Source organism: Georgenia sp. Marseille-Q6866 (assembly GCF_965111665.1).
Genome location: NZ_CBCOOR010000028.1, coordinates 18,409 through 43,140 on the forward strand (window position 1 = coordinate 18,409; position 24,732 = coordinate 43,140).

The following is a 24,732-nucleotide window of genomic DNA, read 5'->3' on the forward strand; positions in this document are numbered from 1 at the left end:
TTGCGGAGATTGTTCACCTCGGCATCTTGAACGGGAAAGCTGCGCTCAGCCGAGGACGTGACGGGTGGGGATCGCCGGCTCCCCCTCGCTCAGCCGCCAGCCCTCGTAGGGCAGCGCGGCGCGCGAGGCGACGTGGCGCTCCGCCGCGGCGCGCACGGCGTCCGGGCCGCGGTGCTCGTCGGCGATGATGCCCCCGGTGACGAGGGGCAGCTGGAGGGGCCGGGCGCCGTGCTCGGCCAGCACGCGGGCACCGGAGGCCTCGTCGTCGCAGCCCACGACGAGCTCCTCCTGCGCCACCCCGTTCTCGAAGACGCGCCCGGCGACCTTGAAGCCGCCGACGGTCGCCTTGGCCGCGGACGCCTTGGCGACGTCGAACATCTGCCCGTCCGCGCCCTCCCGCTCGACGAGCTTGTAGACGAGCTCCGCCGTCGGCAGCCCGGAGCCGGTGACGAGCTTCGTGCCGACCCCGTAGGAGTCGACGGGGGCGGCGCCGAGGGCCGCGATGGCGTACTCGTCGAGGTCGGAGGTCACGGTGATCCTCGTCGTCGTCGCGCCGAGCGCGTCGAGCTGGCGGCGCACGGTGAAGGCCTGGGCCACGAGGTCGCCGGAGTCCAGACGCACCGCACCGAGCTCGCCGCCGTGACGGCGGGCGGCCGCGACGGCCAGCTCGACCCCGCGCTCGACGTCGTAGGTGTCGACGAGGAGCGTGGTGCCCGGCCCCATCGCCCGCACCTGGGCGTCGAAGGCGGCCTCCTCGTCGTCGTGGACGAGGGTGAAGGAGTGGGCGGCGGTCCCCATCGTCGGGATCCCGTAGGAGCGTCCCGCCTCGAGGACGCTCGTCGCGACGAAACCGCCGACGACGGCGGCTCGCGCGGCGGCCACGGCGGCTTCCTCGTGGGTGCGCCGGGCCCCCATCTCCAGGCACGGGCGCCCGTGGGCGGCGGTCGTCATGCGGGAGGCGGCCGCGGCGACGGCGGAGTCGTGGTTGAGGACGGAGAGCACCACCGTCTCGAGGAGAAGGGCCTCGGCGAAGGTGCCGCGGATGGTGAGGACCGGTGAGCCGGGGAAGAAGCACTCCCCCTCCCCGTAGCCGAGGACGTCCCCGCCGAAGCGGTAGCCGGCGAGGTAGTCGAGGGTCTCGCCGCTCACCACGCCCTGCTCGCGCAGCCAGTCGATCTCGGCGCCGGAAAAGGTGAAGTCGGCGATGGCGTCCAGCACCCGGCCGGTGCCGGCGACGACGCCGTAGCGCCGCCCGCCGGACAGTCGCCGGGAGAAGACCTCGAAGACGCTGCGCCGGTGCGCGGCACCGGACTGGAGGGAGGCCTCGAGCATCGTCAGCTCGTAGCGGTCGGTGAGGAAGGCGGTCGTCGCGCGGGGCATGGCGTCCAACCTAGCGACGTGGGCCTGCCCGTGCAGGGCCCCGTCCACTTCCGGCTGCTGTGGGACCTCGGCTGACTACTTGCGGCCGACGAACCAGTTGCGGAGCAGAGCGATGCGCGCCTCGAGCTCCTCGATGCTCGCGAGGGGCACCTCGGGGCCGCCGCACGCCTTGCGCAGCTCGCTGTGGACGATCGCGTGGGGCATGTTGCTGCGCCGCGACCACGCGGACACGAGGCCGGACAGCTCCTTGCGCATGGCGGCGCGCCGCTTGTGGTCCGAGACCCCGGAGTTCTCCTCCCGCTGGGCGCGGGCTGCGGCCTGCCGCTTCTGGGACTTGACCTGGTCGGCCTGGCGCGCCTTGAGGAGCGAGCGCACCTGCTCGGGCTCGAGGAGCCCGGGCAGCCCGAGGTACTCCTCCTCCTCGATGGATCCGACCTCCGCCCCCGTGCCGAACTCACCGCCGTCGAAGAGCACCCGGTCGAAGGAGGCCTGGGCGTCCAGGGCCTCGAAGCCGGGCAGCATGAGGTCGTCGCTGGCCTTGTCCTCGCGGTTGGCGGCCGCGACGAGGGCGTCCTCCGGGGTGAAGAAGTCGCCCTTCTCCTCGGAGGTGAGGACCCGGTCCAGGGCGTGGTCCCGCTCGACCTCCAGCTGGGCGGCGAGCTCGAGGAGCACCGGCACGCTCGGGAGAAAAACCGAGGCGGTCTCCCCGCGCCGGCGCGCACGCACGAAGCGGCCGATCGCCTGGGCGAAGAAGAGCGGGGTGGCCGCCGAGGTCGCGTAGACGCCGACGGCGAGGCGGGGCACGTCCACGCCCTCGGACACCATCCGCACGGCGATCATCCACCGCTGCTCACCGGCGGCGAACTCGTCGATGCGGGCGGAGGCGCCGTCGTCGTCGGACAGGACGACTGTCGGCTTCTCACCGGTGATCTCGGTGAGGACGCGCGCGTAGGCGCGGGCCTTGGTCTGGTCGGTGGCGATGACGAGGCCGCCGGCGTCGGGGACGCCGCGGCGCACCTCGGTGAGGCGGCGGTCTGCGGCCGCGAGGACGGCGGGGACCCAGTCGCCCTTCGGGTCCAGCGCGGTGCGCCAGGCCTGCGCGACGAGGTCCTTGGTCAGCGGCTCACCGAGGGCGGCGCTGACCTCGTCACCGGCGCGGGTGCGCCAGCGCATCTGCCCGGAGTAGGACAGGAAGATGACCGGCCGCACGACGCCGTCACGCAGCGCGTCGGCGTAGCCGTAGGAGTAGTCCGCCCGCGAGCGGCGCACGCCGTCGGCGTCCCGCTCGTAGGTGACGAAGGGGATGGCGGCGGTGTCGGAGCGGAACGGGGTCCCGGTGAGGGCCAGGCGCCGGCGGGCGGGCTCGAAGGCGAGCCGGATGCCGTCGCCCCAGCTCAGCGCGTCCCCGCCGTGGTGCACCTCGTCGAGGATGACGAGGGTGCGCTCGTTCGTCGTGCGCCGGCGGTGCAGGTCGGGGTTCGCGGCGACCTGCGCGTAGGTGAGCGCGACGCCGTCGAAGCTCGCGCCGTGACGCTCCTGGGCGTTGCGGAAGGCCGGGTCGATCTGGATGCCCACGCGCGCCGCGGCCTCGGCCCACTGGCCCTTGAGGTGCTCGGTGGGGGCGACGACCGTGATCGCCGTGACCTCCCCGCGCGAGAGCAGCTCGGTGGCCACCCGGAGCGCGAAGGTCGTCTTGCCGGCGCCGGGGGTGGCGACGGCGAGGAAGTCACGCGGGTCGTCGGCGAGGTACCGCTCCAGCGCCTCGGCCTGCCACGCGCGCAGGCGCGACGCCGTCCCCCAGGCCGCCCGCGCCGGGTAGGCGGGGGGCAGGTGCTCGGCGGCAGCGGTCGAGACGGCCGCAGGGGTGCCCTGCGTCGTCGTCGTGACCGGCCTGCGCGAAGGTGCGGCGCTCACTCTCCGCTTCCGCCGCGGCCGCCACGGCCGAAGCCGCCGAACCGTCCGCCACCGGAGCCGGACCCGCCGCCCTGGATGCCCTCGTAGATCTCCTTGCACGTGGGGCACACGGGGTACTTCTTGGGGTCCCGGCCCGGGGTCCACACCTTGCCGCACAGCGCCACGACCGGCTGGCCCGACAGCGCGGAGGACATGATCTTGTCCTTCTTCACGTAGTGGGCGTAGCGGTCGTTGTCACCGGCCTCGTGCTCGCGGAGCTCCTCGCGCTCGAGGACGCTCGTTCCCGACGACGTCGACGGCTCGCTCGGGCTGCTGGGGGGCTCGGTGGAACTCATGCCGACCAGTCTAGGTCGTCCTCCGGCCCGGGTCCCGGTGGCCCGGTGTGCCGTGGCGGTCACACCTGGTGGCTCAGATCCCCTGCCACTGCGGCTTGGCGGCGTAGGCCTCGCGGTAGTCGTCCGCGCGCTCCAGCAGGCTGGCAGCGGCCTCGTCGAGCAGGACGGTGGCGTGGGGGTGGTGCTGCATGATCGTCGCCGGCCACGACGCGCTGACGGCGCCCTCGACGAGCTGCTGGACGGCCGGCGCCTTGCCCTCGCCCGTGGCGATGAGCACGAGGTGGCGGGCCTCCATGATCGTGCCCAGGCCCTGGGTGAAGCACAGGCGGGGCACGGCCTCGACGTCGCCGTCGAAGAAGCGCGCGTTGTCGCTGCGGGTCTGGGGGGCGAGCGGCTGCACCCGGGTGCGGGAGGCCAGGGAGGAGCCGGGCTCGTTGAAGGCGATGTGCCCGTTGGTGCCGATCCCGAGGATCTGCAGGTCCACCCCACCGGCCTCGGCGATCGCCCGCTCGTAGGCCTCGGCGGCCGCCTGGAGGTCCTCGGCCAGGCCGTCGGGGCCCGTGACGGCGTCGGGGGCGAAGTCGACGCGGCCGACGAGCTCGCGCTCGATGACGTTGCGGTAGCGCTGCGGGTGGTCGGCGGGCAGGCCGATGTACTCGTCGAGGGTGAAGCCGCGGGCCCGGGCGAAGCTGATCCGCCCGGCCTCCTGCCGGCGGACGAGCTCGTCGTACGTGGGCAGCGGGGTGGATCCCGTGGCCAGGCCGAGGACGGCGTCGGGCTTGCGGCTGAGCAGCTGCTCGATGGCGTCCGCGGCCAGCCGGGCGCTCTCCTCCGCACCGGACGTGATGACGACCTCCACCGGACACCTCTTCCTCTGCGTGCGACGTGGTGCGGGCGCACCACGCTCCAGCCTAGGTGACCCCACTGCTCACGGCAGGGACTCCCGGCCCGTGGACGGGAGCGCACGTCTGGCTCTCGGGGCCGAGCTCCCCGGTTCTCCTCGTCGAGGGCGGGGCGGAGGTGGGAGGCCGGAGGACAGGTGGGGAGGTCGGCGCGCCCGGGCCGCCGGGACACAGCAAGGCGGGCAGGACGATCACTCGTCCTGCCCGCCTTGCGGTGATGTCGCTAGGACGTCACTTGTTGGAGACGGCCTTCTTGAGGGCGCTCCCGGCGGAGATCTTGACGCCGTAGCCGGCGGGGATCTGGATCTCGGCGCCGGTCTGCGGGTTGCGGCCGGTGCGCGCGGCGCGCTCGACACGCTCGACGGCGAGGAGGCCGGTGATCTTGACGGCCTCGCCCTTGCTGACGGACTCGACGAGCACGTCCTGCAGCGCCGACAGAGCGGCGTCGGCCTGGGACTTGGTGAGCGAGGAGCGCTCGGCCACGGCGGCGACGAGCTCGGTGCGGTTGACGGACATGAAATCCCTCTCTCAGTCGGCGTGCACACCCTGATGGGTGCGACGGGGCAGACATTACGGCGTCGGAGCGCCCGTTGTCGCCCTCACGCGCCGAGATTTCGGCGTGTCTCTGCGGATCTGTCCGCTTCGTGGGGCGCGTGGGGAGGAAGTGACCCGCCCGCGGGGCCCTCAGACGAAGCCCGGGGGACGCTCCAGCGCGCTCGTCGCGCTCCACCCGGCGTCCGTCCCGGAATCGCGCGGCTGCCAGCGTGTCTCGCCGCCGTCACGGCCGGTCTGCTCCCCCTGCTGGTCGCCCAGCTCCTCGTCCGGGGCCCGGAGCAGGTGCATCGCGGCGTCCATCCGCACGAGGGCGTCCATCATCAGCTCCATCCCCTCGACCATCCCCGCGGAGGCCTCCAGCGTGCCCTCGCGGACGGCGGCCTCGGTGACGAAGGGCACGACGACCATCTCGCGCACGGGGTACATCTGCAGGGCGCCGAGCACGGTGCGCAGCGCCTCCGCACCGCGCAGCCCGCCGGACATCCCCGAGCCGTAGCTGACGATCCCGACCGGCTTGAAGGCCCACTCCTGGACGAGGTAGTCCAGGGCGTTCTTGAGCAGCGCGGAGTAGCCGCGGTTGTACTCGGGGCTGACGACGACGAAGGCGTCGGCGGCGTCGATGCGCCGCGCCCACTGCCGCGTGTGCTCGTGGCGGTGGCGGCCGTAGCGGGGCAGGTCCGGCTCGTCGAAGAGCGGCAGGCCGACGTCGCGCAGGTCGATGCGGTCGATGGCGAAGGCGCGGTTGGTACCGAGCCGGTCGAGGACCCAGTCGGTGATGTGGTTGCCGAGCCGGTGGGGGCTCGTCGCGGCGTTGAGGACGGCGAGGCGGATCATCGGTGCTCCTAGACCGGGGACCGGGCCACGTTATCCCGGCCAGGGCGCGCGGCGCGGGGACCTCCGACCCTTGCCGGGCGAGCCGGGCGACGCCGTCGTGCACGGTGGTCGCGCCGCTGCCACGCTGAGGCCATGAACACCGTGCGCGGTACCGCAGCAGAGCTCGACGACCACCCCGTGCTCACCACCGGGGCCCGGCTCGGGTACGCGGCCAGCGGGGTGCTCCACCTCGTCCTCGGCTGGACCGCGGTGAGCCTCGCCCTGGGCGTGGGCTCCTCCGGGGAGTCGGCCGACCAGTCCGGTGCCCTGCAACAGCTCGGCGAGAGCACCGCGGGCGGCTTCCTCCTGTGGGTGATCGTCGTGGGTTTCGCGCTCCTCACCCTGTGGCAGGTCGCCACCGCCGTGGCCACGGGTGAGGCGAAGGACCGGCTCAAGTCCGCCGGCAAGGCGGTGACGTACCTCGTCCTCACGGCCCTGGCGGCGCGTGCCGCCACGGGGCAGGGCTCGGGCGGCGGCGGGAACGAGCAGACCACGAGCATCACGGCACGCGTCATGGAGCACCCGCTCGGGCAGGTCGCCGTCGGCCTCGTGGGCCTGGGCGTCGTCGTCGTCGGCGGCTACCACGTGGTCAAGGGCTGGCGGCGGAAGTTCCTCGAGGACCTGCGGGAGAACCCGGGGCGGGCGGTCACCGTCGCCGGCAGGGTCGGGTACGTCGCCAAGGGCATCGCGCTGGGCATCGTCGGGGCGCTCTTCGTCGTCGCGGCCGTGCAGAACGACCCCGAGGAGGCGAAGGGGCTCGACGGCGCCCTGCGCGCCCTGCTCGAGCTGCCGCTGGGCAAGGCACTCCTCACCGTCGTCGGGCTCGGCATCGCCGCCTACGGGGTGTACTCCTTCGGTCGCGCGAGGTACGCGCGGGTCTGACCTACGCCGGGGGCGCGACGAGCGCGCTCGGTACGACGTCGACGAAGAAGGGCCGCCGGAGGTGGGCCGTGCCCGTACCGGTCACCTCGGCGGCCGTGACGTACCGGCCGTCCACGAGGTCGAGCGCGATGACGGCCGGCTCCTGCGGGTCGACGAGCCAGTACGACTCGACGCCGGCGTCCTCGTACTTCGAGCGCTTGAGGACGTGGTCCTTGCGTCGGGTGGACGGCGAGAGCACCTCGACGGCGAGCGCGAGCGGCTTGCTGACGTTCTTCGTGCCGGGGTCGTCGTCGCGGACGACGAGCAGGTCGGGCTGCAGGGAGGTGCGGCGGTCCGGGCGCCAGTCGAAGGGCGCGAGCAGCACCTCGAAGCCGGGCCGGCAGGTGGCCCGCAGCAGGAGGTGCAGGTTGCCGACGGCGCGCTGGTGCGCCCGCACCGGGGCCGGGGTCACGAGGAGGAGCCCGTCGAGCAGCTCGTACTGCAGGCCGTCCTCGGGGATCCGGTCGAGGTCATCGACCGTCCACTCCTCGCCCGTGCGCGGCATGACCGTCATGGCGCCCATGGTCCTCCCTCACCGCCGCACTGTCAGCACCTGCCACCACTCGATCGTGGCAGGAGTGGCCGCGGCGCGAGCGGGCGATCCACAGGGGGCGCCTGCTACCCGGCCGTCACCGCCTCGTAGAACCAGCTGGTGATGGTCGTCGGGCGGTCGGCGGGCAGGCCCTCGAGGATCGCGGACGTACGGGGTTCCTTCGGGGTTCAGTCGCGCGTGGCGAGGGCGGTGCGGGCGGCACCGAGGACGGCGGCCACCGGGCCGAGCGTGGAGGGGCGGACGGGGATGTCGTCGAGCGGCTCGATGAGCTCGGCGCGCAGGGCGGCGTCCATGGGCGCCCACCACAGCGGCCCGGCCTGGCTCATGCCGCCACCGACGACGACGACGGCCGGGTCGAGCACGGTGACGACACCGGCCACGGAGCGGCCCACGGCGCGGGCGGACTCCCGCACGGCGCGCTCGGCGACCGCGTCCCCGGCCGCGGCGCGGGCGCACACCTCGCGAGTGTCGGCGACGGCGGCGTCACCGCCCAGGCGCAGGTAGTGGCGGTGGAGGGCCGGCCCGGAGCCGAGCGCCTCGAGGTGCCCGGGGCGTCCGCACCCACAGCGCAGCCCGGCGGCGTCGGGGCTGGGCTGGTGGCCCAGCTCCCCCGCCACGTGGTGGGCTCCGCGCAGCGGGCGGCCGCCGAGGACGACGCTCGCCCCCACCCCCGTGCCGACGGCGACCATGAGGACGCTGGCCGCGCCGGCCGCGGCGCCGAGCCACACCTCACCGCCGGCGTGCGCGTCGACGTCGTTCTCGACCGTGACGGTGCCCTCGCCGACGACGTCGCCCAGGCGGGCACCGAGCCCGCCGCGCACGTCGGTCCCCGTCCACCCGTGGATGGCGTCGGTGGCCGAGAGGACCGTGCCCGTCGTCGTGTCGACGACGCCGGCGGTGCCGACCCCGAGCCCGCTCACGGCGACGGGCCCGGAGAGCTCCGTTGTCGTGCCGTCCTGGGCGGTGAGGGGGCCGCCGTGGGCGACAACCTCACGCACGAGCCCGGCGACGGCGTCGAGCACCGCCTCGGAACCCTGCTGGGCGGGGGTCGGCACGGACCGCACGGGCCCGACCGCACCGCCGGCGCTCACCAGCGCGGCCGCGGTCTTCGTGCCTCCGAGGTCGACCCCGACGACGACGTCACTCACGCTGGTCCTCTCGTGCCGGCGCGGTCGTGCGGCGGCTGTGTCGGTCGGGCAGGAACGGTGCTGTCGGCACGAACTGTACGGTCGGTCGCGGCTCGGGCCGGACACCGGATCCGGGGCCGGACGGGCCGTCCGGTGCGCGACGACCTAGGCTGAGCGCGACAGTTCACCGGTGAAAGGTCAGGACATGGCACTCAGGGCTGGCGCGGCATGACGGCGCTCGTCTCCGTCGTCGGCACAGGGGCCTTCGCCCGCGAGCACCTGCTCGCGCTGCGTCAGGTGCCCGGGCTGCGCGTCGCGTGGGTCGCGGGGACCGACCCCGACCGCGCGGAGGAGCTGGCCGGCATCGTGGGCGCCCGCGCGACGACCGACGTCCACGCCGCGGTGACGGACCCCGCCGTCCACGCCGTCGACGTCGTCACCGCCACGCCCGACCACGCCCGGTGGACGATCGCCGCCGGCGACGCGGGCAAGCACGTCCACGTCGCGGCTCCCGCCGCACTCACGCTCGCCGAGCTCGACGCGATGGTCGCGGCGACCGCCGGCTCGAGCCTCACCGTCGGGCAGACGGCACGTTTCGAGCCCGTCGTCTCGCGGCTGGCCGACGCGGTCCGCGGCGGGCTCATCGGCTCCCCCCGGCTGCTCCACGTCAGCTGGTACACCGGCCACGCCTGGGCCGGCGGCTGGCGCAGCTGGAAGCTGGACCCCGCCATGTCGGGCGGTCACCCCGTGCACACCGGCGTGCACATCGTCGACGTCGCGACCTGGGTGCTCGGCTCCGCCCCCACCGAGGTCTTCGCCCGCGGGATGCGGACCTTCTCCCCGGACATGGAGTCGCCCGACTCCTTCCAGGTCCAGCTGCGGACGGCTGACGGCGGGCTCGCCACCCTCGAGCTGTGCCACGCCCTGCGGCGCCAAGGTGACACCCTGCGCCGGGTCGTGCTCGTCGGGACGGAGGGCACCCTGCGGCACTCGGCCGACACGGAGCCCGGGCTGCACTCGGACGCCGAACCCGCCTCGCCCCTGTCGCTCGAGGGAGCGCTGGTCGAGGAGCTCCGGCACTGGTCCGACGTCGTCGCCGGTGCCGCCGAGCCGACCGTCACTGCGTCGCAGGCCCGGGCCGCGCTCGCCGGTGCCCTCGCCGCCCAGCGCTCGCTCGTCACCGGCCGGCGGGTCCATGTCACCGAGATCGAGGGCGACCCGGCCGTGGGCGCCCGTGCTGCCGTGGAGGAGCTCCTGTGACGTTGCGGATCGGTGTCCTGTCCTCGGCGCGCCATGCCGCGGACCACCTGCGCATCCTCGGGCAGGACGAGCGCGTGGAGCTCGTCGCCGTCGCCGAGGAGCCGTCGGCGCCCGAGCTGGTCCGTGGGGACTCTCGCGCCGCGGCCGGTCACGCCGGCGTGCGGTACACCGAGGACGTCGAGGAGGTGCTCGACCCCTCCCGGGTCGACCTCGTCCTCGTGTCGGGTGCGCCCGTCCGGCACGCCCGGCTGGCGCTGGCAGCCCTGCTCGGGGGTGTCGACGTCCTCGTCGACCAGCCCGTGGCGACCACCCTCGACGACGCCGACGCCCTCCTGGCGGCGGCGGAGCGCACCGGGCGCGTCTGCGCCGTCGTCAACCGCACCCACGCCACCGCGCTGCGGCGCACGCGCGCCTGGGTGGACGCCGGGCACGTGGGCCTGCCCCGGCACATCGACATGGAGCTCCTCGCCTCCGGTGCCGCGGCGTCGACGGGCACCTCGTCCCTGGACCCGGCGCTGTCCGGCGGCGGGGAGGTGCTGAGCTTCCTCGGCTCCTGCACCGACGCGATCCGCTACCTCACCGGCCTGCCGGTCCTCGAGGTGCACGCCCTGACCGGCACCCTCTTCTCCGAGCTCCACGCCACCCACGACGTCGAGGACACCGCCGTCGTCAGCCTTCTCCTCGACCGCGGCGTGACGGCGACGGTCACCCTCGGGCGGGTGCCCTACACCCCCGGCGCGACGCCGACCGCAAGCTCCCTGCGCCTCCTCGGCTCCCACGGGCACGCGGTCGCCGACGACGACAAGCCGTGCATCGACGTCGTCGGGCCCGGGGGCCCCTCGGCCCTCGTCGCCGACGCCGGTACGGTCGCGCTCGAACGGTGCCTGCGTCACGTCGTCGACTCGCTCGTCGCGGGGCGGGTGCCGGACTACACGGTGCGGCAGGCGCGGGAGTCCATCGCCGTGGTCGACGCCGCCTACCGCTCGGCGCGGGCCGGCGACGTCGTCGTCCTCCACTGAACCTCCCGACCGCGCCCGGGCAGGGGGGTCAGGAGGTGCGGCGCGCCTCGCGTCGCGAGCCGCCGTACCTCTTGTGGACAGCCTGCTTGCTCACGCCGAGCAGGAACGCGATCTCCGCCCACGTCATCCCCTGCGCGCGCGCCCGGCGCACGAGCACCGCCTCGCGCCGGTCAGCCTGCCGACGGAGGGCGACGAGGGCGTCGAGGGCGGCGAAGATGTCGCCGTCGTCGTCGACCGCCTGGGCGAGAGCACTCATCGGGACCTCCTCGGTAGCCACGTCGTCACCCTAGGTTGACGCCCACCGATCCGTCAACTTACATTGACGAGCGACGGGGTCGCGGCTCGTCTCCACCCCAGGGCCGGCGCCACCTCCCGCGCGAGGAACTCCACCGAGCGGAGCACCTCGCGGTGGGGCGGGTCGACGGAGTGGACCTGGAAGGACAGGTGGGTCGCCCGCGCGACGGCCGGGTCGGCGAGCAGCCCCGCCGTGACGGTGCCGGGCGTCCCGACGTGCGAGTCGGTCGCCGCGACGAGCTCGGCGGTGGACAGGCCCACGGCCGGCCGGCCCGTCATCCGCTCGACGAGGGGCGCGACCCTCCGCAGGCCGGTCTCGGCGAGCTCGGCGGCCCGCCGCTCGTCGTCGGTGACGACGACGGTGCGGGCCACGCTGACCCGGGGCTCGACCCCAGCCGGGAGGTGCTCGAGGTAGGCGTCGACGAGCCGCTGCTGGAGGGGGCCCAGTGCCAGGCCGGGCTCCTCCGCCGGACGGGGCTGTGTGCGCGAGAGCATGAGCCCGTGGCCGCGCCGCCCCGCCTCCACCGCCCACGGCTCGGAGAAGGTGCCGATCCACAGGCGCTCGGCGAGCGTTCCCGCCGGCGGGTACAGCGCCCGCCCCTCCGCGACCGGCTCCCCCCGCAGGGCGGCCTCGAGCCGGTCGAGCTTGGCCGCGAACACCGCGTGCCGGTCGGCGAAGTCCAGGCCGAGGGCCGCGAAGGCACCCGGTGAGCCGCCCGAGGCGAGACCCAGCTCCACCCGTCCCCCGCTCAGGTGGTCGAGGACGGTGGCGTCCTCCGCCACGCGCACCGGGTCCTCGAGGGCGAGGGTGACGACGCCGGTGGTGAGCCGCACCCGGGAGGTGAGCGCGGCCGCGTGGGCCAGGAGGAGGAGGGGCGAGGGCAGCCCGCCCTCGCGGCCGTCCAGGTGGTGCTGGGCGACGGCGACGGCGTCGAAGCCGGCGGCCTCGGCCGCGCGGACCTGCTCCAGCGCCAGCCGGTAGCGCTCGGCCGGCGGGGCGTCGTCGAGCACCCGGGTGAAGAAGCCGAGCTGCGGGCGGCTCATGACCGCCTCCTCGCGGGGACCTCGGGCTCCCCGAGGGAGAGCATGAGCCGGTTCGCCCAGTTGAAGAAGGCGGCTCCCCCGATGACGTCGAGGATCTCGTCGTCGCCCAGGCCCGCGGCCCGCAGCCGCTCGACGTGCGCGGGCCCGAAGCGGACCGGCGTCGCCGTCAGCGCCTCGGCGGCGGCGACGATCGCCTCCCAGCGCTCCCCGAGCTCGGCGCCCGTCCCCTCGTCGAGGAGCCGGTCGACGTCCTTCGGACGTCCGGAGAGCCGGGCCGCGGCGCGGGCGTGGACGGAGGCGCAGAACACGCAGCCGTTGACGCGGGAGGCCGCCGCCGCCGCGAGCTCACGCTCGGCCCGCGGCAGGCCGCCGTCCTCGGTGAAGAAGATGTCGTTGTCCAGCCGCGTGCGTGCGCCCAGGAGCTCGGGGTCCCGGGCGAGGAGCCGGAAGTAGGCGAAGTCCGCCCGCGCCGGCTCGACGAGCCCCGCGTAGTGGCGCTCGGTGAGCTCCTCCTTGGCGAGCGGCTCGAGCCACGGCACCCAGCCCAGGGGCTCGCGCGTGAAGGCCTCGGGACGGTCGAGGTCGGGGTGGTGGTGGATCATCGCGGGGCTCCCGGGGTGACGTGGAGGACGGACAGGCCGGCGGCGGCGCGCAGCTGGTAGGTGAGGAACGCGACGAGCTGGGACAGGATGACGGTCCCGCTCGCGGTCCAGCCGGCGGCGGCGAGGCGCTCGAGCGCGTCCGGACGGGCGTCCCGCGGGTGCAGGACGAGCAGCCGGGCGTGCTCGACGGCGGCCGACAGCCGCTCCCCCAGCACCTCGCGCGCCATCACGCGGTAGCCGGCCACGGGGACGGACTCCGCGGCGAGCCCGGGCTCTCGGTAGGTGCCGGCCGGGCCGGTGACGGCGGCGGTCCCGGCCTCGGCCACGAGCGTGGCCGCGAGCGCGTCCGACCCTCCGGCGGCCAGCAGCGCGCGCCGGTAGTGGGACACCGCCCGCTCGTCGCGGTGCAGGCCCGCCACGAGGAGGGCGACGGCGAGCCGGTCGAGGACGGACACCCCGCCGTCGTCGTCGGGGGCGAAGAGCAGCCGGTAGGCGAGCTGCGCGTTCTCCCGCGCGGCGGGCCGCAGGTCGCGCAGCGCGTCCACGGCGCTGCCGGCGGGGATCCCGGCGAGCTCGCGCAGGACGTCGGCGCTCACCTCCGGCGCGCGGGTGTGGTCGAGGACGTGGGTCATGACTCTCTCCTGGTGGCGTGGGCCGCGGGGACGGCGTCGAGCAGCTCGCGGGTGTACTCGCTGCGCGGGGCGTGGAAGATCTCGGCGGTGGTGCCGCTCTCCACCACGCGGCCGCGCTGCATGACGGTGACGGTGTCAGAGACCTGGCGGACGACGCCGAGGTCGTGGGAGATGAACACGTAGGTGAGGCCGCGCTCGCGCTGCAGCTCGGCGAGCAGGTCGAGGATCTGCGCCTGCACGCTGACGTCGAGGGCGGAGACGGGCTCGTCGAGGACGACGACGCCCGGGTCGAGCACGAGCGCCCGGGCGATCGCCACGCGCTGGCGCTGCCCGCCGCTGAGCTCGCGCGGCCGCCGTCCGTGCAGCTCCGGTCCCAGGGCGACCCGCTCGAGGAGCGCCGCGGCCGTCGCCGCCCGCTCGCGCCGGTTGCCGAGCCGGAAGTTGCGCAGCGGCTCGGCCACGATGTCGAGGACGGTCATCCGCGGGTCGAGCGAGCCGAAGGGGTTCTGGTAGACGAGCTGGACCTGGCGGCGCCACTGGCGGCGCGCCTCCCCGCGCAGCGAGGCGACGTCGGTGCCGTGGACGAGCGCCGTCCCCGCCGTCGCCGTCTCGAGGCCCAGCAGGATGCGCGCCGTCGTCGACTTGCCCGAGCCGGACTCCCCGACGACGGCGTGCGTCGTCCCGGCCGGCACGGTGAGGCTGAGGTCGTCGACGGCTCGCACGTGCTGCCCGCCGCGGCCGGTGAAGTCCTTGCGGACGGAGCGCAGCTCGACCGCGGGGACGGCACCGGGCGGGGGCACCGGCGGGGCGGCGCGCAGCGGCGCCGGGTTGAGCGCCGGCGCGTCACGCACGAGGCGCCGGGTGTAGTCGCTGCGCGGAGCGCCGACCACCTCGCTCGCCGTCCCGGAGTCGACGACCCGCCCGCCCTGCATGACGACGATCCGGTCGGCGCGCTCGGCGGCCGCGGCGAGGTCGTGGGTGACGAGGAGGACGCCGGTGCCGTCCTGCGCGCGCAGCTCGTCGAGCAGGTCGAGGATGCGCCGCTGGACGGTGACGTCCAGGGCGCTCGTCGGCTCGTCGGCGATGAGGAGCTGGGGTCGGAGCGCGAGCGCCGCGGCGATGAGCACCCGCTGACGCATGCCGCCGGAGAGCTCGTGCGGGTACGCGCCGGCCACGCGCGGGCCGTGCAGGCCCACGCGCTCGAGCAGCTCGGCCACCCGGGCCCGCACCGCGGCCTCGTCCCGCTCCCCGTGCACCCGCAGGGTCTCGGCGACCTGCCAGCCCACGGTCCGCAGCGGGTCGAGGGAGCTGCCGGGATCCTGCGGCACGAGACCGATGCGCCGCCCCCGCACGTCCTGCAGCCGCCGGTCCGACCAGCCGCGGATGTCCGTGCCGTGCAGGAGGATCTGTCCCGAGGTGACCGTCGCTCCCGGGGCGAGCAGCCCGAGAACGGCGTGCGCCGTCGTCGTCTTGCCCGAGCCGGTCTCCCCCACCACCGCCACGACCTCCCCCGGCGCGACGGTGAGGCTCACGCCGTCGACGGCGGTGTGCTGCTCACCGCGGCGGGTGCGGTAGGTGACGGAGAGGTCGCGGACGTCGAGGAGGCTCATCGCTCGCTCCCCAGGGAGCGGCTGACCCGGTTCGCCGAGAGGACGACGGCGACGATGACGAGCCCGGGCAGGGTGGTGACCCACCAGGCGGCGGCGAGGAGGTCACGGCCCTGGGCGATGATCATCCCCCACTCCGGGTCCGGCGGGGTGACGCCGTAGCCGAGGAAGCCGAGGGTGGACAGCGCGAGGATCGCGGTGCCCAGCTGCATCGCCGCGAGCGCGACGACCGGCCGCAGGGAGTTGCGCAGGACGTGGCGCCACAGCACCGACAGGACGCGCCCGCCGCTGCCGTAGGCGGCCTCGACGTACTCGGTGGCACGCACCTGGACGACCTCCGCGCGGACGAGCCGGGCGAAGCCGGCGACCGCGCCGACACCGACGGCGAGCGCCGCGTTGACGGTGCCCGGGCCGAGGAGGACGACGACGGTGAGCGCGAGGAGGAGGCCGGGGATGGCGAGCAGGACGTCGACGACCCGCATGAGGACCTCCTCGACGAGCCCGCCGACGGTGCCGGCGACGACCCCGAGCAGGGTGCCGGCGGTCAGCCCGACGGCCACGGCGACGAGGGCGCCGGACAGCGACTCGGACGCGCCGTGGACCACGCGGGAGAACAGGTCGCGGCCGTTGGCGTCCGTGCCGAAGAGGTGCTCGCCGCCCGGGGCCTGGAGCCCTGCGCCGACGCTCGAGTACGCGTCGAAGGGTGCCAGGACCCCGGGCAGCACGGCCCACAGGAGCACGGTGGCGATGACGGCCCAGGCGAGCACGAGGCCGACCGGGACCGCGCGGCGCCGGCGGCGCGCGACGGGTGCGAGCTCCGGGGTGAGCGAGACGGGGGTCGTGGGCGCCGCGGGGTCTCGGGTGGTCGTCGCGGTCATGGCCGGGCTCCTTCCAGCGGGCTGGCGACGGCGGGCGAGGCGACGACGGCGGACGAGGGCGCCGTCGTCGTCCTCACCCTCCGCAGGCGCGGGTCGAGGACGGGGTAGAGGAGGTCGACGGCGAGGTTGACGGTGACGAAGGCGAGCGCCGCGACGAGGACGATCACCTGGATCACCGGCAGGTCCTGCGCCGCGACCGCGAGGTTGGTGAGCCGGCCCAGCCCGTCGCGGCCGAAGACGGACTCGGTGACGACCGAGCCCGCGATGAGCTCGGCGACGAGGAGCCCGCTGATCGTCAGCACCGGCAGCAGGGAGTTGCGGGCGGTGTGCCGGCTCAGCGTCCACCACCGCGAGGCGCCCTTCGCCTCGACGACGTGGACGAAGGGCCGGGTGGCGACGTCGTCGAGGGTGCGCAGGACGATCTGGGCGAGCGGCGCGCTCACCGGGACGGCGAGGGTGAGGACGGGCAGCACGAGCTGCTGCCAGCCCTCGGCCCCGATGACCGGCACCCAGCCGAGACGGAAGGAGAAGACCTGGAGCAGGACGATGCCGAGCCAGAACGCCGGGACGGACACGAACAGCGACGGGATTGCCGTGATCGTGTTGTGCAGCCACGGGCTGCGGGCGTAGCTCGCCGCGAGGGCGAGGACGACGGCGACGGCGGCCGCCACGACGAAGGCCAGGGACGCGAGCTGGAGCGTGGCCGGCAGGGCGGCCGAGATGCGGTCCAGGACGGGGGTGGCCGTCTCGACGGAGTAGCCCAGGTCCCCCTGCAGCGTCCCCGCCAGGGCGTGGACGTACTGGAGGAGGAGCGGGTCGTCGACGCGGTAGTACTCGCGGATCGCGGCGACCTGGTCGGCGGACAGGCCGAGCTCGGGGTTCTCGAACTTGATGAGGATCCCGTCCCCGGGCAGCGCGCCGAGGAGGAGGAAGGACAGCGTGTAGGCGGCCCACAGGACGACGAGGGCCTGGCCCACCCGTCCCGCGACGTAGCGGGCGGTCACCGCTCCTCCAGCCACGTGTCGTACAGGCGCAGGCGCCCGACCGGCTCCCAGCCCAGGCCGTGGACGTGCGGCCCGGCGGCGTAGGTCTGCGGCATGTCGTACAGCGGGATGGTGAGGGCGTTGTCGAGGAGGTACTCCTGGACCTCGGCGGCCTTGGCGTAGCGCTCCTCCGTGCCGGGCAGCGAGGTGATCTCCTCGAGGAGCCCGTCGAGCGTCTCGTCGGTGGAGACGAGGTAGTCGCGCTGGCTGCTGTGGAAGGCGCTGTAGAGGACGTCGGGGTCGACGCGCCCGACGTGGCTGATGAGGACGCCGACGTCCGCCGGGTCCTGCTGGCGCTGGACGGCGGTGGCGGGGTCGGGCAGCTCGATGTGGAGCTTGGCGCCGATCGCCTCCCACTGCTGGGCGACAAGCTCGGCCGTCTCCTGGCCGAGGGGGAAAACGGCTCCGACGATCGTCGTGAGCTCCAGGCGCTGCCCGTCCTTGGTGCGGATGCCGTCGGGGCCGCGCTCCCAGCCGGCCTCGTCGAGGAGGCGGTTGGCCTCGTCCGGGTCCGCCGTCAGCGTGTCGGACAGGTCGGTGTAGCCGGTGGCCCCGGAGCTGAGCGGTGACGTGGCCACCGGGTAGTTCTCGGTGAAGAGCGTGTCGACGATCGCGCCGGTGTCCGTCGCCTTGAGCAGCGCCTGCCGGACGGGCAGCTCGGTGAGGACGGGGTTGTCGGGGCGCAGCGCGATCTGGGGGCTGACGCCGTTGGTCTGCGGGGCGTACAGCTCGTAGCCGGCCGCCTTGACCGTCGGCTCGTCGTAGGCCTGGACAGAGCGCACCGCGTCGGCCTGCCCGGAGGTGAGGGCGCCGATGCGCACGGAGTCCTCGGGGGTGACGACGATGTGGATCTCGTCGAGGTAGGCGCGGCCCTGGTGCTCCTGGTGCGGGGGCGCCCAGTCGTAGTCCTCGCGTGCGGTGAGCGTGTACTCCTGCTCGGGCACGACCTCGGTGACGGTGAACGGACCGGTCGCGACGACGTTCTCGAGCTGGCACTGCTCCTCGTAGGGCAGCTCGTAGGTCGCGGGGCCGACGATCGCGGCGCCGACGACGGAGGTCGCCTGGAGGAAGCCGGGGACGGGCGCGTCGAAGGTGAAGGCGACCGTGTGGTCGTCGCGCACCTCGGAGCCGGCGTAGTTCGAGACGAACTCCTGGCTCGCGAGCCCGAGCTCCTCGTCGCCGAGGCCGAGGTGGTCGAAGTTCGCCGCGACGTGCTCGGCGGTCAGCGGGGTGCCGTCGGAGAAGGTGACGTCCTCACGCAGGTGGAAGACGTACTCGGTGGCGTCCTCCGAGACGTCCCAGGACTCGGCGAGCCACGGGTGGATCTCCCGGGTCTCGGGGTCCTGGAAGGTGAGCTTGTCGGCGATCTGGTTCAGGACGGTGGCGACCGGGTAGTAGCCGGAGCCGCCCGCGTAGAAGCACGTGGGGAACTGGTACTCGAGGAAGGTGAGGGTCCCGCCCTGGCGGGGGGCGCCGTCGTCGGCGGCTGCTTCACTCGTCGCCCCGGGGCTGCCGCTACAGGCGGCGAGGACCAGGGTCGCAGCGGCAGCGGTGGCTGCGGCGAGCGTGCGGCGATGGGAGATGCTCATCGAGGCGGTCCTCTCGGGCGACGGTCGAGCGTTCGGTTGAACGCTTGACCATCAGCGTGGAGGGGGACCGCCGCCGTGTAACCGGGGGGTCGGGCGAAATCTCAGCGCGTGAGAAGCGGGGGGTTCGTCGCCGCGCGCGGTGAGACGGCGTGGGCTCAGCGGCCGCCGAAGAGCAGGACGGCGTAGGGGCCGCCCGAGCCCATGGCGTAGCCGACACCCACGTGGGTGTACTTGCCGTTCAGCATGTTGGCGCGGTGGACGCTGGAGTTCTTCCACCAGTCGACCATCCAGCTCGTGATGGCGCTGGAGGACATCGACGCGCCGCCGGTGTTCCGGACGATGTTCTCCCCGGACGCCGACCAGCCGCCACCGATCTGCGAGCGGTAGCTCGGGTTGTGCTGGAGGGTCTGGTTGCTGGCCATCCACTCGGCCCAGCCCTGGGCGACCTGGTCGAGGGTGGCGTCGCTGCCGAGGGTGTGCATACCGTTCTGGGCGCGGAAGTCGTTGAGCATGGCGCCGATCGCGCCGCGCTCGCCGCCCTGCCCGACGGAGACGGCGGCCGCGGGGGCGTCGTCGGGCTCCTCGCCGGAGTCTCCACCGGACTCAGCGGCCGGTGCCCCGACGCGACTGGCGGACCGGCTCGCGACCGCGGCGGCCTCCTCGCGGGCGGCGGCGGCCTGGCGTGCGGCCTCCTCCTCCGCCTCGATGGCGGCGACGACGTCGGGGAGGTCCTGGATGTCGTCCTTGCTCAGCTCGACGTCGACGTCCATCGGCGCGAGCTCGAGGTCCGCGGAACCGGGGACGGAGATGCCGGGGGCGACGCCGTGACCGGTCTCGAGCCCGAGGGCGGCGAGGTCGGCGCGGGCGGAGGCGGCATCGTCGTCCACGACGGCGGCGGCACTGGCCCCTGCGACGAGGACGACGGCGAGCGCGCCTCCCAGGCCCGCCCGGTAGCGGCGCTGGAGCGGCGCGGCGACCCGCTCGTGCGGTCGCAGGCGCTGCACGAGACGCTCGGCTCGCGACACGGTGTGGTGGGACGACGGCTCGGCCACGACTGGCCCTTCTCACCCCCCTGGCTCGTCGGCGCCCGACCGACGGCACACCCCGCCGCTGGGTCGTCGTCCTCGGACGGCGGCGGGAGGGGGGAGCCGGCCGAGAGTCCCGCGCGGAGGGTTCGCGGGACACCGGCGACACTAACCCCGCACGTCACCGAATGTCACGCTTTGGTCACGACGTCGTGGCGAACGCCTCAGTGGTCGCGGGCGGCTCGGAGGAGACCGGCACGCTCGGCGTGGACGGCGACCTGGACACGGTTCCGGACCCCGAGCTTGGTCTGGATGGTGGCGAGGTGCGCCTTGACCGTGGCGGCCGAGACGAAGAGCTGCGCGGCGACCTCGGCGTTGCTCAGCCCCTGGCCGACCGCGACGGCGACGTCCCGCTCCCGCTCGGTGAGCGCCGCCATCGCGGCCTGTGCCTGCTGGCGGGCGTGGCCGTCGCCGCCGCGCGTGTAGTGGTCCAGGACCTGGCGGGTACTGCGGGGGGAGAGCACGGCGTCGCCGGCGACGACGGCCTTGACGGCCCCGATGATCTCCGCGGGCGAGGAGGACTTGAGGAGGAAGCCCTCGGCACCCGCCTCGAGGCTGCGCAGCACGGCGTCGTCGACGTCCCAGGTGGTGAGGGAGATGACGTGCGGTGCCCGCGGCAGCGCCCGCACCGCGCGTGTCGCCGCGATCCCGTCGAGGCGGGGCATGCGCAGGTCCATGAGGACGACATCGGGCGCGTGCCGCTGGACGGCCTCGACGACCTCGTCACCGTCACCAGCCTCCCCGACGACCTCGAGGGCCGGGTCGCTGCTCAGGAGGAGCCGGAGCCCCGTCCGCACGAGCGGGTCGTCGTCGACCAGCAGGATGCGGTGGGCCTCGGGCATGCCGTCATCGTAGGCGGCGCAGGTCAGACGGCCGCCTCGCGCCACGGCAGGCGGACGGTGACGCGGAAGGTGCGGCCGTCGTCGTCCAGGCCGTAGGCGAGGTCACCGCCGAGCAGCTCGACGCGTTCGGCGATGCCGCGCAGGCCCTGCCCGCCCCCGGCGTGCCCGCTGGGCTCGTAGGGGTTGCGGGCGTCGATGTGCATGCCGGCGCTCGGGCTGCCGGTGACGTCGAGGCGCACGGGCCGGCCCTCCGCGTGCCGGCGGGCGTTGGTGAGCAGCTCCTGGACGATGCGGTAGACCGCGCGGGCGAGCGCCGGGTCCGCCCGCTCGGCGCCGTCGATGTACACCGAGGAGCTCACCGGGAGCCCGGCGTCGACGGTCTCGCCGATCATCGCGGGGAGGTCGACGAGCGAGAGGTCCGGCTCCGCGGGCTCGGCACTCAGCGGCTCGTTGAGCATGGCGAGCAGGGAGCGCAGGTCGGCCATCGACTTCGCCGCGCCCTCGCGGACGAGGCGGGCGCTCTCGCGGAGCTGGCCGTCGGGCGGTGCGTGGGCCTCCAGGGCACCGGCGTGGAGGTTGAGCAGGGAGAGCCGGTGGCCGAGGACGTCGTGGACCTCCCGGCCGATGCGCTCGCGCTCGCGCTGGCGGGCCAGCTGGTCGTCCAGACGGTCGGTCCGCTGCTCGGCGGCGCTCACCCGGCCGGCGGACACCGCGGCCTGCCGGTTCGCGCGGACGGCGAGCCCCGCGCCGACCGCTCCGGCCATGCCGAGCGCGAGGAAGAGGGGCGCGACCCACCACCCGAGCGCGACCGCGGTGCCGGGCTCGGCTCCCGCGGGCGCGAGGAACGTCTTGATCAGGGAGGAGGCCGACGTGCGCCCGGCGGCGTCCCGGACCACGGTCACGGCCGTGGCCACGGCGACGGCCGCCGTCGTCCACCACACGTCGCGCCCGCGCCTGCGGGAGATGAGCGACCCGAGGGCGACGAGCGCCGTCCAGCTCCCCACCGGCAGCACCACCGCGGTGGCGGCGGCGGTCAGTGTCACGGCGTAGGGCGCACGTCGTCGCCACAGGAGGACCAGCGGGAGGCCGAGGGAGGTGAAGAACCCGAGCAGCACGAGAAGAACCGCGCCGTCCTCCGCGCGCTGGCCGGTCTCGGAGAAGACGAAGCTCATCAGCGACAGGAACGCGCACAGCGTGCCCCACAGGACGGTGCGCCACCACGGCGCAGGCCGCGCCGGGACCTGCGCACGTTGCTCCATGGGCACACCGTATTCAACGCTCACGCCGCACCGGCACCGCCGACCGGCCAGTGTCGCCCTGCGCAGGCCTGGCCGATCGGCTGGGGAACGGTAGGCAGTCGGCCGATGTGGCGACGGCGCCCGGTCAAGTTCGCTGGTGGTCACACGCCCCACCACCCAGGAGGACACGATGAACCACACCGACGGCCAGACCTTCCCGCACGGCCCCGGCGCCTACGCCACCCCCGGCGCGCCGCAGGTGCCCGAGCCGCCGAAGCAGAAGAGCTGGTTCGCCCGGCACAAGATCCTCACCGCGATCCTCGTGCTCGTCGTCCTCGCCGTGGCAGGGACCGCGCTCGGTGGCGGCGAGGAGGAGGCGCCGCCGTCGGGAACCGCGTCGGAGGCGCCCGCGGAGGAGGCTGCCGAGCCGGCGGCCGACGAGCCGGCGGCCGACGAGCCGGCGGCCGACGACGCCGCGCCCGCCGAGGACGCGCCCGCCGAGGAGCCGGACGAGCCTGCGGCGGAACCCGCCGAGGACGCCGCGGGCATCGGTGACCCGGTGCGTGACGGCAAGTTCGAGTTCACCGTCACCGAGGTCGAGACGGGCGTCAGCGAGGTGGGCGACGAGTTCCTCAGCGAGCAGGCGCAGGGCCAGTTCGTGCTCGTCCACATGACGGTGAGCAACATCGGGGACCAGGCGCAGATGCTCAGCGGTGGGAACCAGACGCTCGTCGACGACCAGGGCCGCGAGCACTCCGCCAACGGGTCTGCGGCCATCTACCTCGACGACTCGGAGACGTTCCTCAACGACATCAACCCCGGCAACTCGGTCGAGGGCATCGTCGTCTTCGACATCCCCGCCGACGCCCAGCCCGCCGCCATCGAGCTGCACGACTCGATGTTCTCCGGGGGTGTCACGGTCAGCCTCACGGACTGACCCCACGATCCACGGCCCGGAGCCCCCTGCCAGGGCTCCGGGCCGTGCGCTACGCCGAGACCGCGCGCTCCACGAGCTCGAGGAGCGCGGCGGCGTAGGCGTCCTCGACGTCGGCGGCGCGGTGGGTGGTGGCCGCCCCGTCCGGGCCGGCGGTCGTGACGACGTACTCGCCGTCCACCCGCTCCAAGCCGCGGAACGTGCCACCGAGGTACTCGCGCAGCTGGTCCTCGCGGGGCAGCCAGAGGGCGTCGTCCTGGTCGACGTTGTCCAGCGCCCACTCGGTGGTCCCGTTGAAGTTGAGCACGGTGCCGGTGTCGTACGTCCGGGCCTCGATGACCATGTGGGAGAGGATGAAGACGTCCTCGGAGAGCTCCTCCGCCTTGATGCGGAACCGGTCGCCGGGCGCGGGGTCCCAGCGCAGTCCGGCGGCTTCGAGCTCACGGGCGAGACGGTCGCTGATCATCCACCCAGTGTGCCGACCGTGGCGGCGGGGCGCTCAGCGATGTCCGCGAGCATGTCGGTGAGTGCGAGCGCGTCGAAGGGCGCCCGCACCTTCGCGTCGTTGTCGAAGTAGACGACGACGTCGTGGCCCGCCTCGTGCCAGGCCCTCACCTTCGCGGCCCACGACCGGAGCGCCGGCTCGTCGTAGCCGCTCACGTACAGCTCGGTCGCGCCGTGGAGGCGCACGTAGACGAGGCTCGCCGTGACGTCCTCGAACACGGGCCAGGTCTCCCCGCCGTCGGAGACGACGAGGCCGACGTCGTGCTCCGCGAGCAGCCGCAGGAAGGCCGGGTCCGCGAAGCTCGCGTGCCGTACCTCCAGGGCGTGGCGCAGGGGCCGGTCCGTGTCCGTCGTCGTCCAGGCGCGCCCGTCCAGGCGCGCGTCGTGCCGCTCGCCGAGGAGAGCGGCCTGGGTGGTGCTCCTCGGGAGCGCCTCGAGGAAGCCGGCGACCCTGTCGAGGTCGAGCTGCTGACGGGCGGGCAGCTGCCAGAGGAACGGGCCGAGCCGGTCCTCGAGCGCGAGGACGCCCGAGGCGAAGAAGTTGGCCAGCGGCACCTCGACGTCACGCAGCGCCTTGAAGTGCGTGATGAACCGGCCGCCCTTGACCGCGAAGGTGAAGCCGGGCGGCGTGCTCTCGCGCCAGCGCGCGTAGGACTCCGGCCGCTGGAGGGAGTAGAAGGAGCCGTTGAGCTCGACGGTCGGGAAGGTCTGGCCGATGTACTCGAGCTCCCGGCGCTGGGCCAGCCCGGGAGGGTAGAAGTCTCCGCGCCAGGGTGCGTACCTCCACCCGGACACGCCGATTCGCACCTCGGCCATGGGAGCGAGTGTAGGAACGAGCATGCCGGCCCGCCTGTCGGTGGCGCAGTTGTCGCCGTCCACATCCCTTGTCGTTCGAACGTGTGTTCGATATCATAGTGCAAGGAAGGGGGTGACCGCGATGGCAATTAAGACAGCCGGGACAGACGCCGCTGACGACGGCGACCGCTCGCTCCTGATCGCGAAAACCGCCTTCGCGGAGGTCCTCTCCCCTGACTTCGCCGGTCTGGTGTTCCGGCCCGTCAGCCGGCCGGAGCAGACCGCCGCCCCCACACCCTCCGACCCGACGCCCGGTCCCGGTCAGGCGCAGTCCCGGCCGCCGGCAGCGGCGGCCGAGGAGCCAGCGGGGTGGCCCGGCAGCCTCCTCGCGGAGCTCCTCCCCCAGCCCGGCGCCCTCGGGGACTACCTCGAGCCGCTGGCCCCGAACGAGCGGCTGGCCACGCTGCTCGCGGCGATCGATCCCGAGGACGTGGACGACTTCTCCCTCGTCGAGGTCGTCGCCGCGCACAAGCGCGTGGAAGCGTGGTCCGCGGCCCAGGCCGCCCGCGCCGCCGCCGTCCTCGCCGAGCGTGACTCCGTGAACCCCACCTGGCCCGGTGACGTCCCCGGCCGCACCCGGGGGGAGTGCGTCGTGGGCCAGGAGCTGTCGATGCGGCTGCGGATCACCAAGCAGGCCGCGGTCAAGATGGCCACCTGCGGCCGCGCGTTCGGTGGCATGTTCGAACCCACCGGTGAGCTCCTCGACCAAGGCCTCATCGACTGGCCCCGCGCCCAAGCCATCGTCA

25 protein-coding genes and 1 pseudogene are annotated in these 24,732 nt (G+C 74.3%); 5 read left to right on the forward strand and 21 right to left on the reverse strand.

Annotated features, from left to right (window positions below):
• Nucleotides 1–45: 45 nt before the first annotated feature.
• The 6 genes from ACWPXV_RS16475 to ACWPXV_RS16500 form a co-directional block, all read right to left on the reverse strand.
• Nucleotides 46–1,380, reverse strand: a complete 1,335-nt coding sequence (locus ACWPXV_RS16475) for a nicotinate phosphoribosyltransferase (protein ID WP_454086236.1) — start codon at nucleotides 1,378–1,380, stop codon at nucleotides 46–48.
• 75 nt (nucleotides 1,381–1,455) lie between these two features.
• Entirely contained in the window at nucleotides 1,456–3,294 is a 1,839-nt protein-coding gene (locus ACWPXV_RS16480; protein ID WP_454086237.1) for a DEAD/DEAH box helicase, read from the reverse strand.
• Nucleotides 3,291–3,629 carry a DUF3039 domain-containing protein gene (locus tag ACWPXV_RS16485; protein WP_454086238.1) on the reverse strand — a complete coding sequence of 113 codons (339 nt, stop codon included), beginning with the start codon at nucleotides 3,627–3,629 and terminating at the stop codon, nucleotides 3,291–3,293. Before ACWPXV_RS16485 ends, ACWPXV_RS16480 begins: the two co-directional genes overlap by 4 nt.
• Before the next feature lie 73 nt (nucleotides 3,630–3,702).
• Entirely contained in the window at nucleotides 3,703–4,488 is a 786-nt protein-coding gene (nagB, locus tag ACWPXV_RS16490; protein WP_454086239.1) for a glucosamine-6-phosphate deaminase, read from the reverse strand.
• Between the two features lie 274 nt (nucleotides 4,489–4,762).
• Nucleotides 4,763–5,047, reverse strand: a complete 285-nt coding sequence (locus ACWPXV_RS16495; protein ID WP_110851969.1) for an HU family DNA-binding protein — start codon at nucleotides 5,045–5,047, stop codon at nucleotides 4,763–4,765.
• Between the two features lie 168 nt (nucleotides 5,048–5,215).
• Entirely contained in the window at nucleotides 5,216–5,920 is a 705-nt protein-coding gene (locus ACWPXV_RS16500; RefSeq protein ID WP_454086240.1) for an NADPH-dependent FMN reductase, read from the reverse strand.
• A 132-nt stretch (nucleotides 5,921–6,052) separates the two neighbouring features.
• Between ACWPXV_RS16500 and ACWPXV_RS16505 the strand changes: the two genes are divergently transcribed.
• A complete protein-coding gene (locus tag ACWPXV_RS16505) occupies nucleotides 6,053–6,841 on the forward strand; it encodes a DUF1206 domain-containing protein (protein ID WP_454086241.1) in 789 nt (262 codons plus the stop codon).
• 1 nt (nucleotide 6,842) lies between these two features.
• Here ACWPXV_RS16505 and ACWPXV_RS16510 read toward each other — a convergent pair whose 3' ends face one another.
• Together ACWPXV_RS16510 and ACWPXV_RS16515 are read right to left on the reverse strand one after the other, a co-directional pair.
• Complete coding sequence (locus ACWPXV_RS16510) at nucleotides 6,843–7,403, reverse strand: Uma2 family endonuclease (RefSeq protein ID WP_454086242.1); 561 nt, start codon at nucleotides 7,401–7,403, stop codon at nucleotides 6,843–6,845.
• 197 nt (nucleotides 7,404–7,600) lie between these two features.
• A complete protein-coding gene (locus tag ACWPXV_RS16515; RefSeq protein WP_454086243.1) occupies nucleotides 7,601–8,581 on the reverse strand; it encodes an ROK family protein in 981 nt (326 codons plus the stop codon).
• Between the two features lie 207 nt (nucleotides 8,582–8,788).
• Here ACWPXV_RS16515 and ACWPXV_RS16520 point away from each other — a divergent pair, with 207 nt between their 5' ends.
• Both ACWPXV_RS16520 and ACWPXV_RS16525 read left to right on the forward strand, forming a co-directional pair.
• Nucleotides 8,789–9,820, forward strand: coding sequence for a Gfo/Idh/MocA family protein (locus ACWPXV_RS16520; protein ID WP_454086244.1), 1,032 nt, complete (start codon nucleotides 8,789–8,791; stop codon nucleotides 9,818–9,820).
• Complete coding sequence (locus ACWPXV_RS16525) at nucleotides 9,817–10,839, forward strand: Gfo/Idh/MocA family protein (protein ID WP_454086245.1); 1,023 nt, start codon at nucleotides 9,817–9,819, stop codon at nucleotides 10,837–10,839. The genes ACWPXV_RS16520 and ACWPXV_RS16525 overlap by 4 nt, the downstream gene beginning before the upstream one ends.
• A gap of 28 nt (nucleotides 10,840–10,867) precedes the next feature.
• On the opposite strand, the gene ACWPXV_RS16530 is transcribed toward ACWPXV_RS16525, so the two are convergent.
• From ACWPXV_RS16530 to ACWPXV_RS16580, 11 genes are all read right to left on the reverse strand, one after another.
• Nucleotides 10,868–11,095, reverse strand: a complete 228-nt coding sequence (locus ACWPXV_RS16530) for a hypothetical protein (RefSeq protein WP_454086246.1) — start codon at nucleotides 11,093–11,095, stop codon at nucleotides 10,868–10,870.
• 53 nt (nucleotides 11,096–11,148) lie between these two features.
• Entirely contained in the window at nucleotides 11,149–12,177 is a 1,029-nt protein-coding gene (locus tag ACWPXV_RS16535) for a putative FMN-dependent luciferase-like monooxygenase (RefSeq protein WP_454086247.1), read from the reverse strand.
• Nucleotides 12,174–12,779, reverse strand: coding sequence for an alkylhydroperoxidase domain protein (locus tag ACWPXV_RS16540; protein ID WP_454086248.1), 606 nt, complete (start codon nucleotides 12,777–12,779; stop codon nucleotides 12,174–12,176). The genes ACWPXV_RS16535 and ACWPXV_RS16540 overlap by 4 nt, the downstream gene beginning before the upstream one ends.
• Nucleotides 12,776–13,411: a CMD domain protein gene (locus ACWPXV_RS16545; protein ID WP_454086249.1), complete on the reverse strand. Its 636-nt coding sequence runs from the start codon at nucleotides 13,409–13,411 to the stop codon at nucleotides 12,776–12,778. Before ACWPXV_RS16545 ends, ACWPXV_RS16540 begins: the two co-directional genes overlap by 4 nt.
• Nucleotides 13,408–15,021 (reverse strand): dipeptide ABC transporter ATP-binding protein, encoded by a 1,614-nt coding sequence (locus tag ACWPXV_RS16550; protein ID WP_454086250.1) that lies wholly within the window; start codon nucleotides 15,019–15,021, stop codon nucleotides 13,408–13,410. The genes ACWPXV_RS16545 and ACWPXV_RS16550 overlap by 4 nt, the downstream gene beginning before the upstream one ends.
• Nucleotides 15,018–15,896 carry an ABC transporter permease gene (locus tag ACWPXV_RS16555; RefSeq protein ID WP_454086251.1) on the reverse strand — a complete coding sequence of 293 codons (879 nt, stop codon included), beginning with the start codon at nucleotides 15,894–15,896 and terminating at the stop codon, nucleotides 15,018–15,020. Before ACWPXV_RS16555 ends, ACWPXV_RS16550 begins: the two co-directional genes overlap by 4 nt.
• Complete coding sequence (locus tag ACWPXV_RS16560; protein ID WP_454086252.1) at nucleotides 15,893–16,900, reverse strand: ABC transporter permease; 1,008 nt, start codon at nucleotides 16,898–16,900, stop codon at nucleotides 15,893–15,895. Before ACWPXV_RS16560 ends, ACWPXV_RS16555 begins: the two co-directional genes overlap by 4 nt.
• On the reverse strand, nucleotides 16,897–18,528 hold the full coding sequence (locus tag ACWPXV_RS16565) for a TIGR04028 family ABC transporter substrate-binding protein (protein WP_454086253.1): 1,632 nt from the start codon (nucleotides 18,526–18,528) through the stop codon (nucleotides 16,897–16,899). Before ACWPXV_RS16565 ends, ACWPXV_RS16560 begins: the two co-directional genes overlap by 4 nt.
• Nucleotides 18,529–18,683: 155 nt before the next feature.
• Entirely contained in the window at nucleotides 18,684–19,580 is an 897-nt protein-coding gene (locus ACWPXV_RS16570) for a CAP domain-containing protein (RefSeq protein ID WP_454086254.1), read from the reverse strand.
• Between the two features lie 197 nt (nucleotides 19,581–19,777).
• Entirely contained in the window at nucleotides 19,778–20,455 is a 678-nt protein-coding gene (locus tag ACWPXV_RS16575) for a response regulator (protein WP_454086255.1), read from the reverse strand.
• Between the two features lie 23 nt (nucleotides 20,456–20,478).
• The gene (locus tag ACWPXV_RS16580) at nucleotides 20,479–21,714 is read right to left on the reverse strand and encodes a sensor histidine kinase (RefSeq protein ID WP_454086256.1); all 1,236 of its coding nucleotides are present in this window, start codon (nucleotides 21,712–21,714) and stop codon (nucleotides 20,479–20,481) included.
• 136 nt (nucleotides 21,715–21,850) lie between these two features.
• On the opposite strand from ACWPXV_RS16580, the gene ACWPXV_RS16585 reads away from it, so the two are divergent.
• Entirely contained in the window at nucleotides 21,851–22,630 is a 780-nt protein-coding gene (locus ACWPXV_RS16585) for a DUF4352 domain-containing protein (RefSeq protein WP_454086257.1), read from the forward strand.
• Between the two features lie 49 nt (nucleotides 22,631–22,679).
• Here the strand turns inward: ACWPXV_RS16585 and ACWPXV_RS16590 are convergent, their stop codons facing one another.
• Nucleotides 22,680–23,093: a pilus assembly protein CpaE gene (locus ACWPXV_RS16590; protein ID WP_454086258.1), complete on the reverse strand. Its 414-nt coding sequence runs from the start codon at nucleotides 23,091–23,093 to the stop codon at nucleotides 22,680–22,682.
• Complete coding sequence (locus ACWPXV_RS16595) at nucleotides 23,090–23,947, reverse strand: DUF72 domain-containing protein (RefSeq protein ID WP_454086259.1); 858 nt, start codon at nucleotides 23,945–23,947, stop codon at nucleotides 23,090–23,092. Before ACWPXV_RS16595 ends, ACWPXV_RS16590 begins: the two co-directional genes overlap by 4 nt.
• 121 nt (nucleotides 23,948–24,068) lie before the next feature.
• On the opposite strand from ACWPXV_RS16595, the pseudogene ACWPXV_RS16600 reads away from it, so the two are divergent.
• A pseudogene (locus ACWPXV_RS16600) lies at nucleotides 24,069–24,732 on the forward strand (hypothetical protein); the annotation flags it as partial.

What these genes read in the sequence shown, in the direction of transcription:
- ACWPXV_RS16520 (WP_454086244.1), top strand. Translation starts at nt 8,789, where the DNA reads ATGACGGCGCTCGTCTCCGTCGTCGGCACAGGGGCCTTCGCCCGCGAG.
- ACWPXV_RS16590 (WP_454086258.1), bottom strand. Translation starts at nt 23,093, where the DNA reads ATGATCAGCGACCGTCTCGCCCGTGAGCTCGAAGCCGCCGGACTGCGC.
- ACWPXV_RS16500 (WP_454086240.1), bottom strand. Translation starts at nt 5,920, where the DNA reads ATGATCCGCCTCGCCGTCCTCAACGCCGCGACGAGCCCCCACCGGCTC.
- ACWPXV_RS16595 (WP_454086259.1), bottom strand. Translation starts at nt 23,947, where the DNA reads ATGGCCGAGGTGCGAATCGGCGTGTCCGGGTGGAGGTACGCACCCTGG.
- ACWPXV_RS16545 (WP_454086249.1), bottom strand. Translation starts at nt 13,411, where the DNA reads ATGACCCACGTCCTCGACCACACCCGCGCGCCGGAGGTGAGCGCCGAC.
- ACWPXV_RS16550 (WP_454086250.1), bottom strand. Translation starts at nt 15,021, where the DNA reads ATGAGCCTCCTCGACGTCCGCGACCTCTCCGTCACCTACCGCACCCGC.
- ACWPXV_RS16495 (WP_110851969.1), bottom strand. Translation starts at nt 5,047, where the DNA reads ATGTCCGTCAACCGCACCGAGCTCGTCGCCGCCGTGGCCGAGCGCTCC.
- ACWPXV_RS16575 (WP_454086255.1), bottom strand. Translation starts at nt 20,455, where the DNA reads ATGCCCGAGGCCCACCGCATCCTGCTGGTCGACGACGACCCGCTCGTG.
- ACWPXV_RS16510 (WP_454086242.1), bottom strand. Translation starts at nt 7,403, where the DNA reads ATGGGCGCCATGACGGTCATGCCGCGCACGGGCGAGGAGTGGACGGTC.
- ACWPXV_RS16535 (WP_454086247.1), bottom strand. Translation starts at nt 12,177, where the DNA reads ATGAGCCGCCCGCAGCTCGGCTTCTTCACCCGGGTGCTCGACGACGCC.
- ACWPXV_RS16540 (WP_454086248.1), bottom strand. Translation starts at nt 12,779, where the DNA reads ATGATCCACCACCACCCCGACCTCGACCGTCCCGAGGCCTTCACGCGC.
- ACWPXV_RS16485 (WP_454086238.1), bottom strand. Translation starts at nt 3,629, where the DNA reads ATGAGTTCCACCGAGCCCCCCAGCAGCCCGAGCGAGCCGTCGACGTCG.
- ACWPXV_RS16505 (WP_454086241.1), top strand. Translation starts at nt 6,053, where the DNA reads ATGAACACCGTGCGCGGTACCGCAGCAGAGCTCGACGACCACCCCGTG.
- ACWPXV_RS16530 (WP_454086246.1), bottom strand. Translation starts at nt 11,095, where the DNA reads ATGAGTGCTCTCGCCCAGGCGGTCGACGACGACGGCGACATCTTCGCC.
- ACWPXV_RS16565 (WP_454086253.1), bottom strand. Translation starts at nt 18,528, where the DNA reads ATGAGCATCTCCCATCGCCGCACGCTCGCCGCAGCCACCGCTGCCGCT.
- ACWPXV_RS16555 (WP_454086251.1), bottom strand. Translation starts at nt 15,896, where the DNA reads ATGACCGCGACGACCACCCGAGACCCCGCGGCGCCCACGACCCCCGTC.
- ACWPXV_RS16580 (WP_454086256.1), bottom strand. Translation starts at nt 21,714, where the DNA reads ATGGAGCAACGTGCGCAGGTCCCGGCGCGGCCTGCGCCGTGGTGGCGC.
- ACWPXV_RS16475 (WP_454086236.1), bottom strand. Translation starts at nt 1,380, where the DNA reads ATGCCCCGCGCGACGACCGCCTTCCTCACCGACCGCTACGAGCTGACG.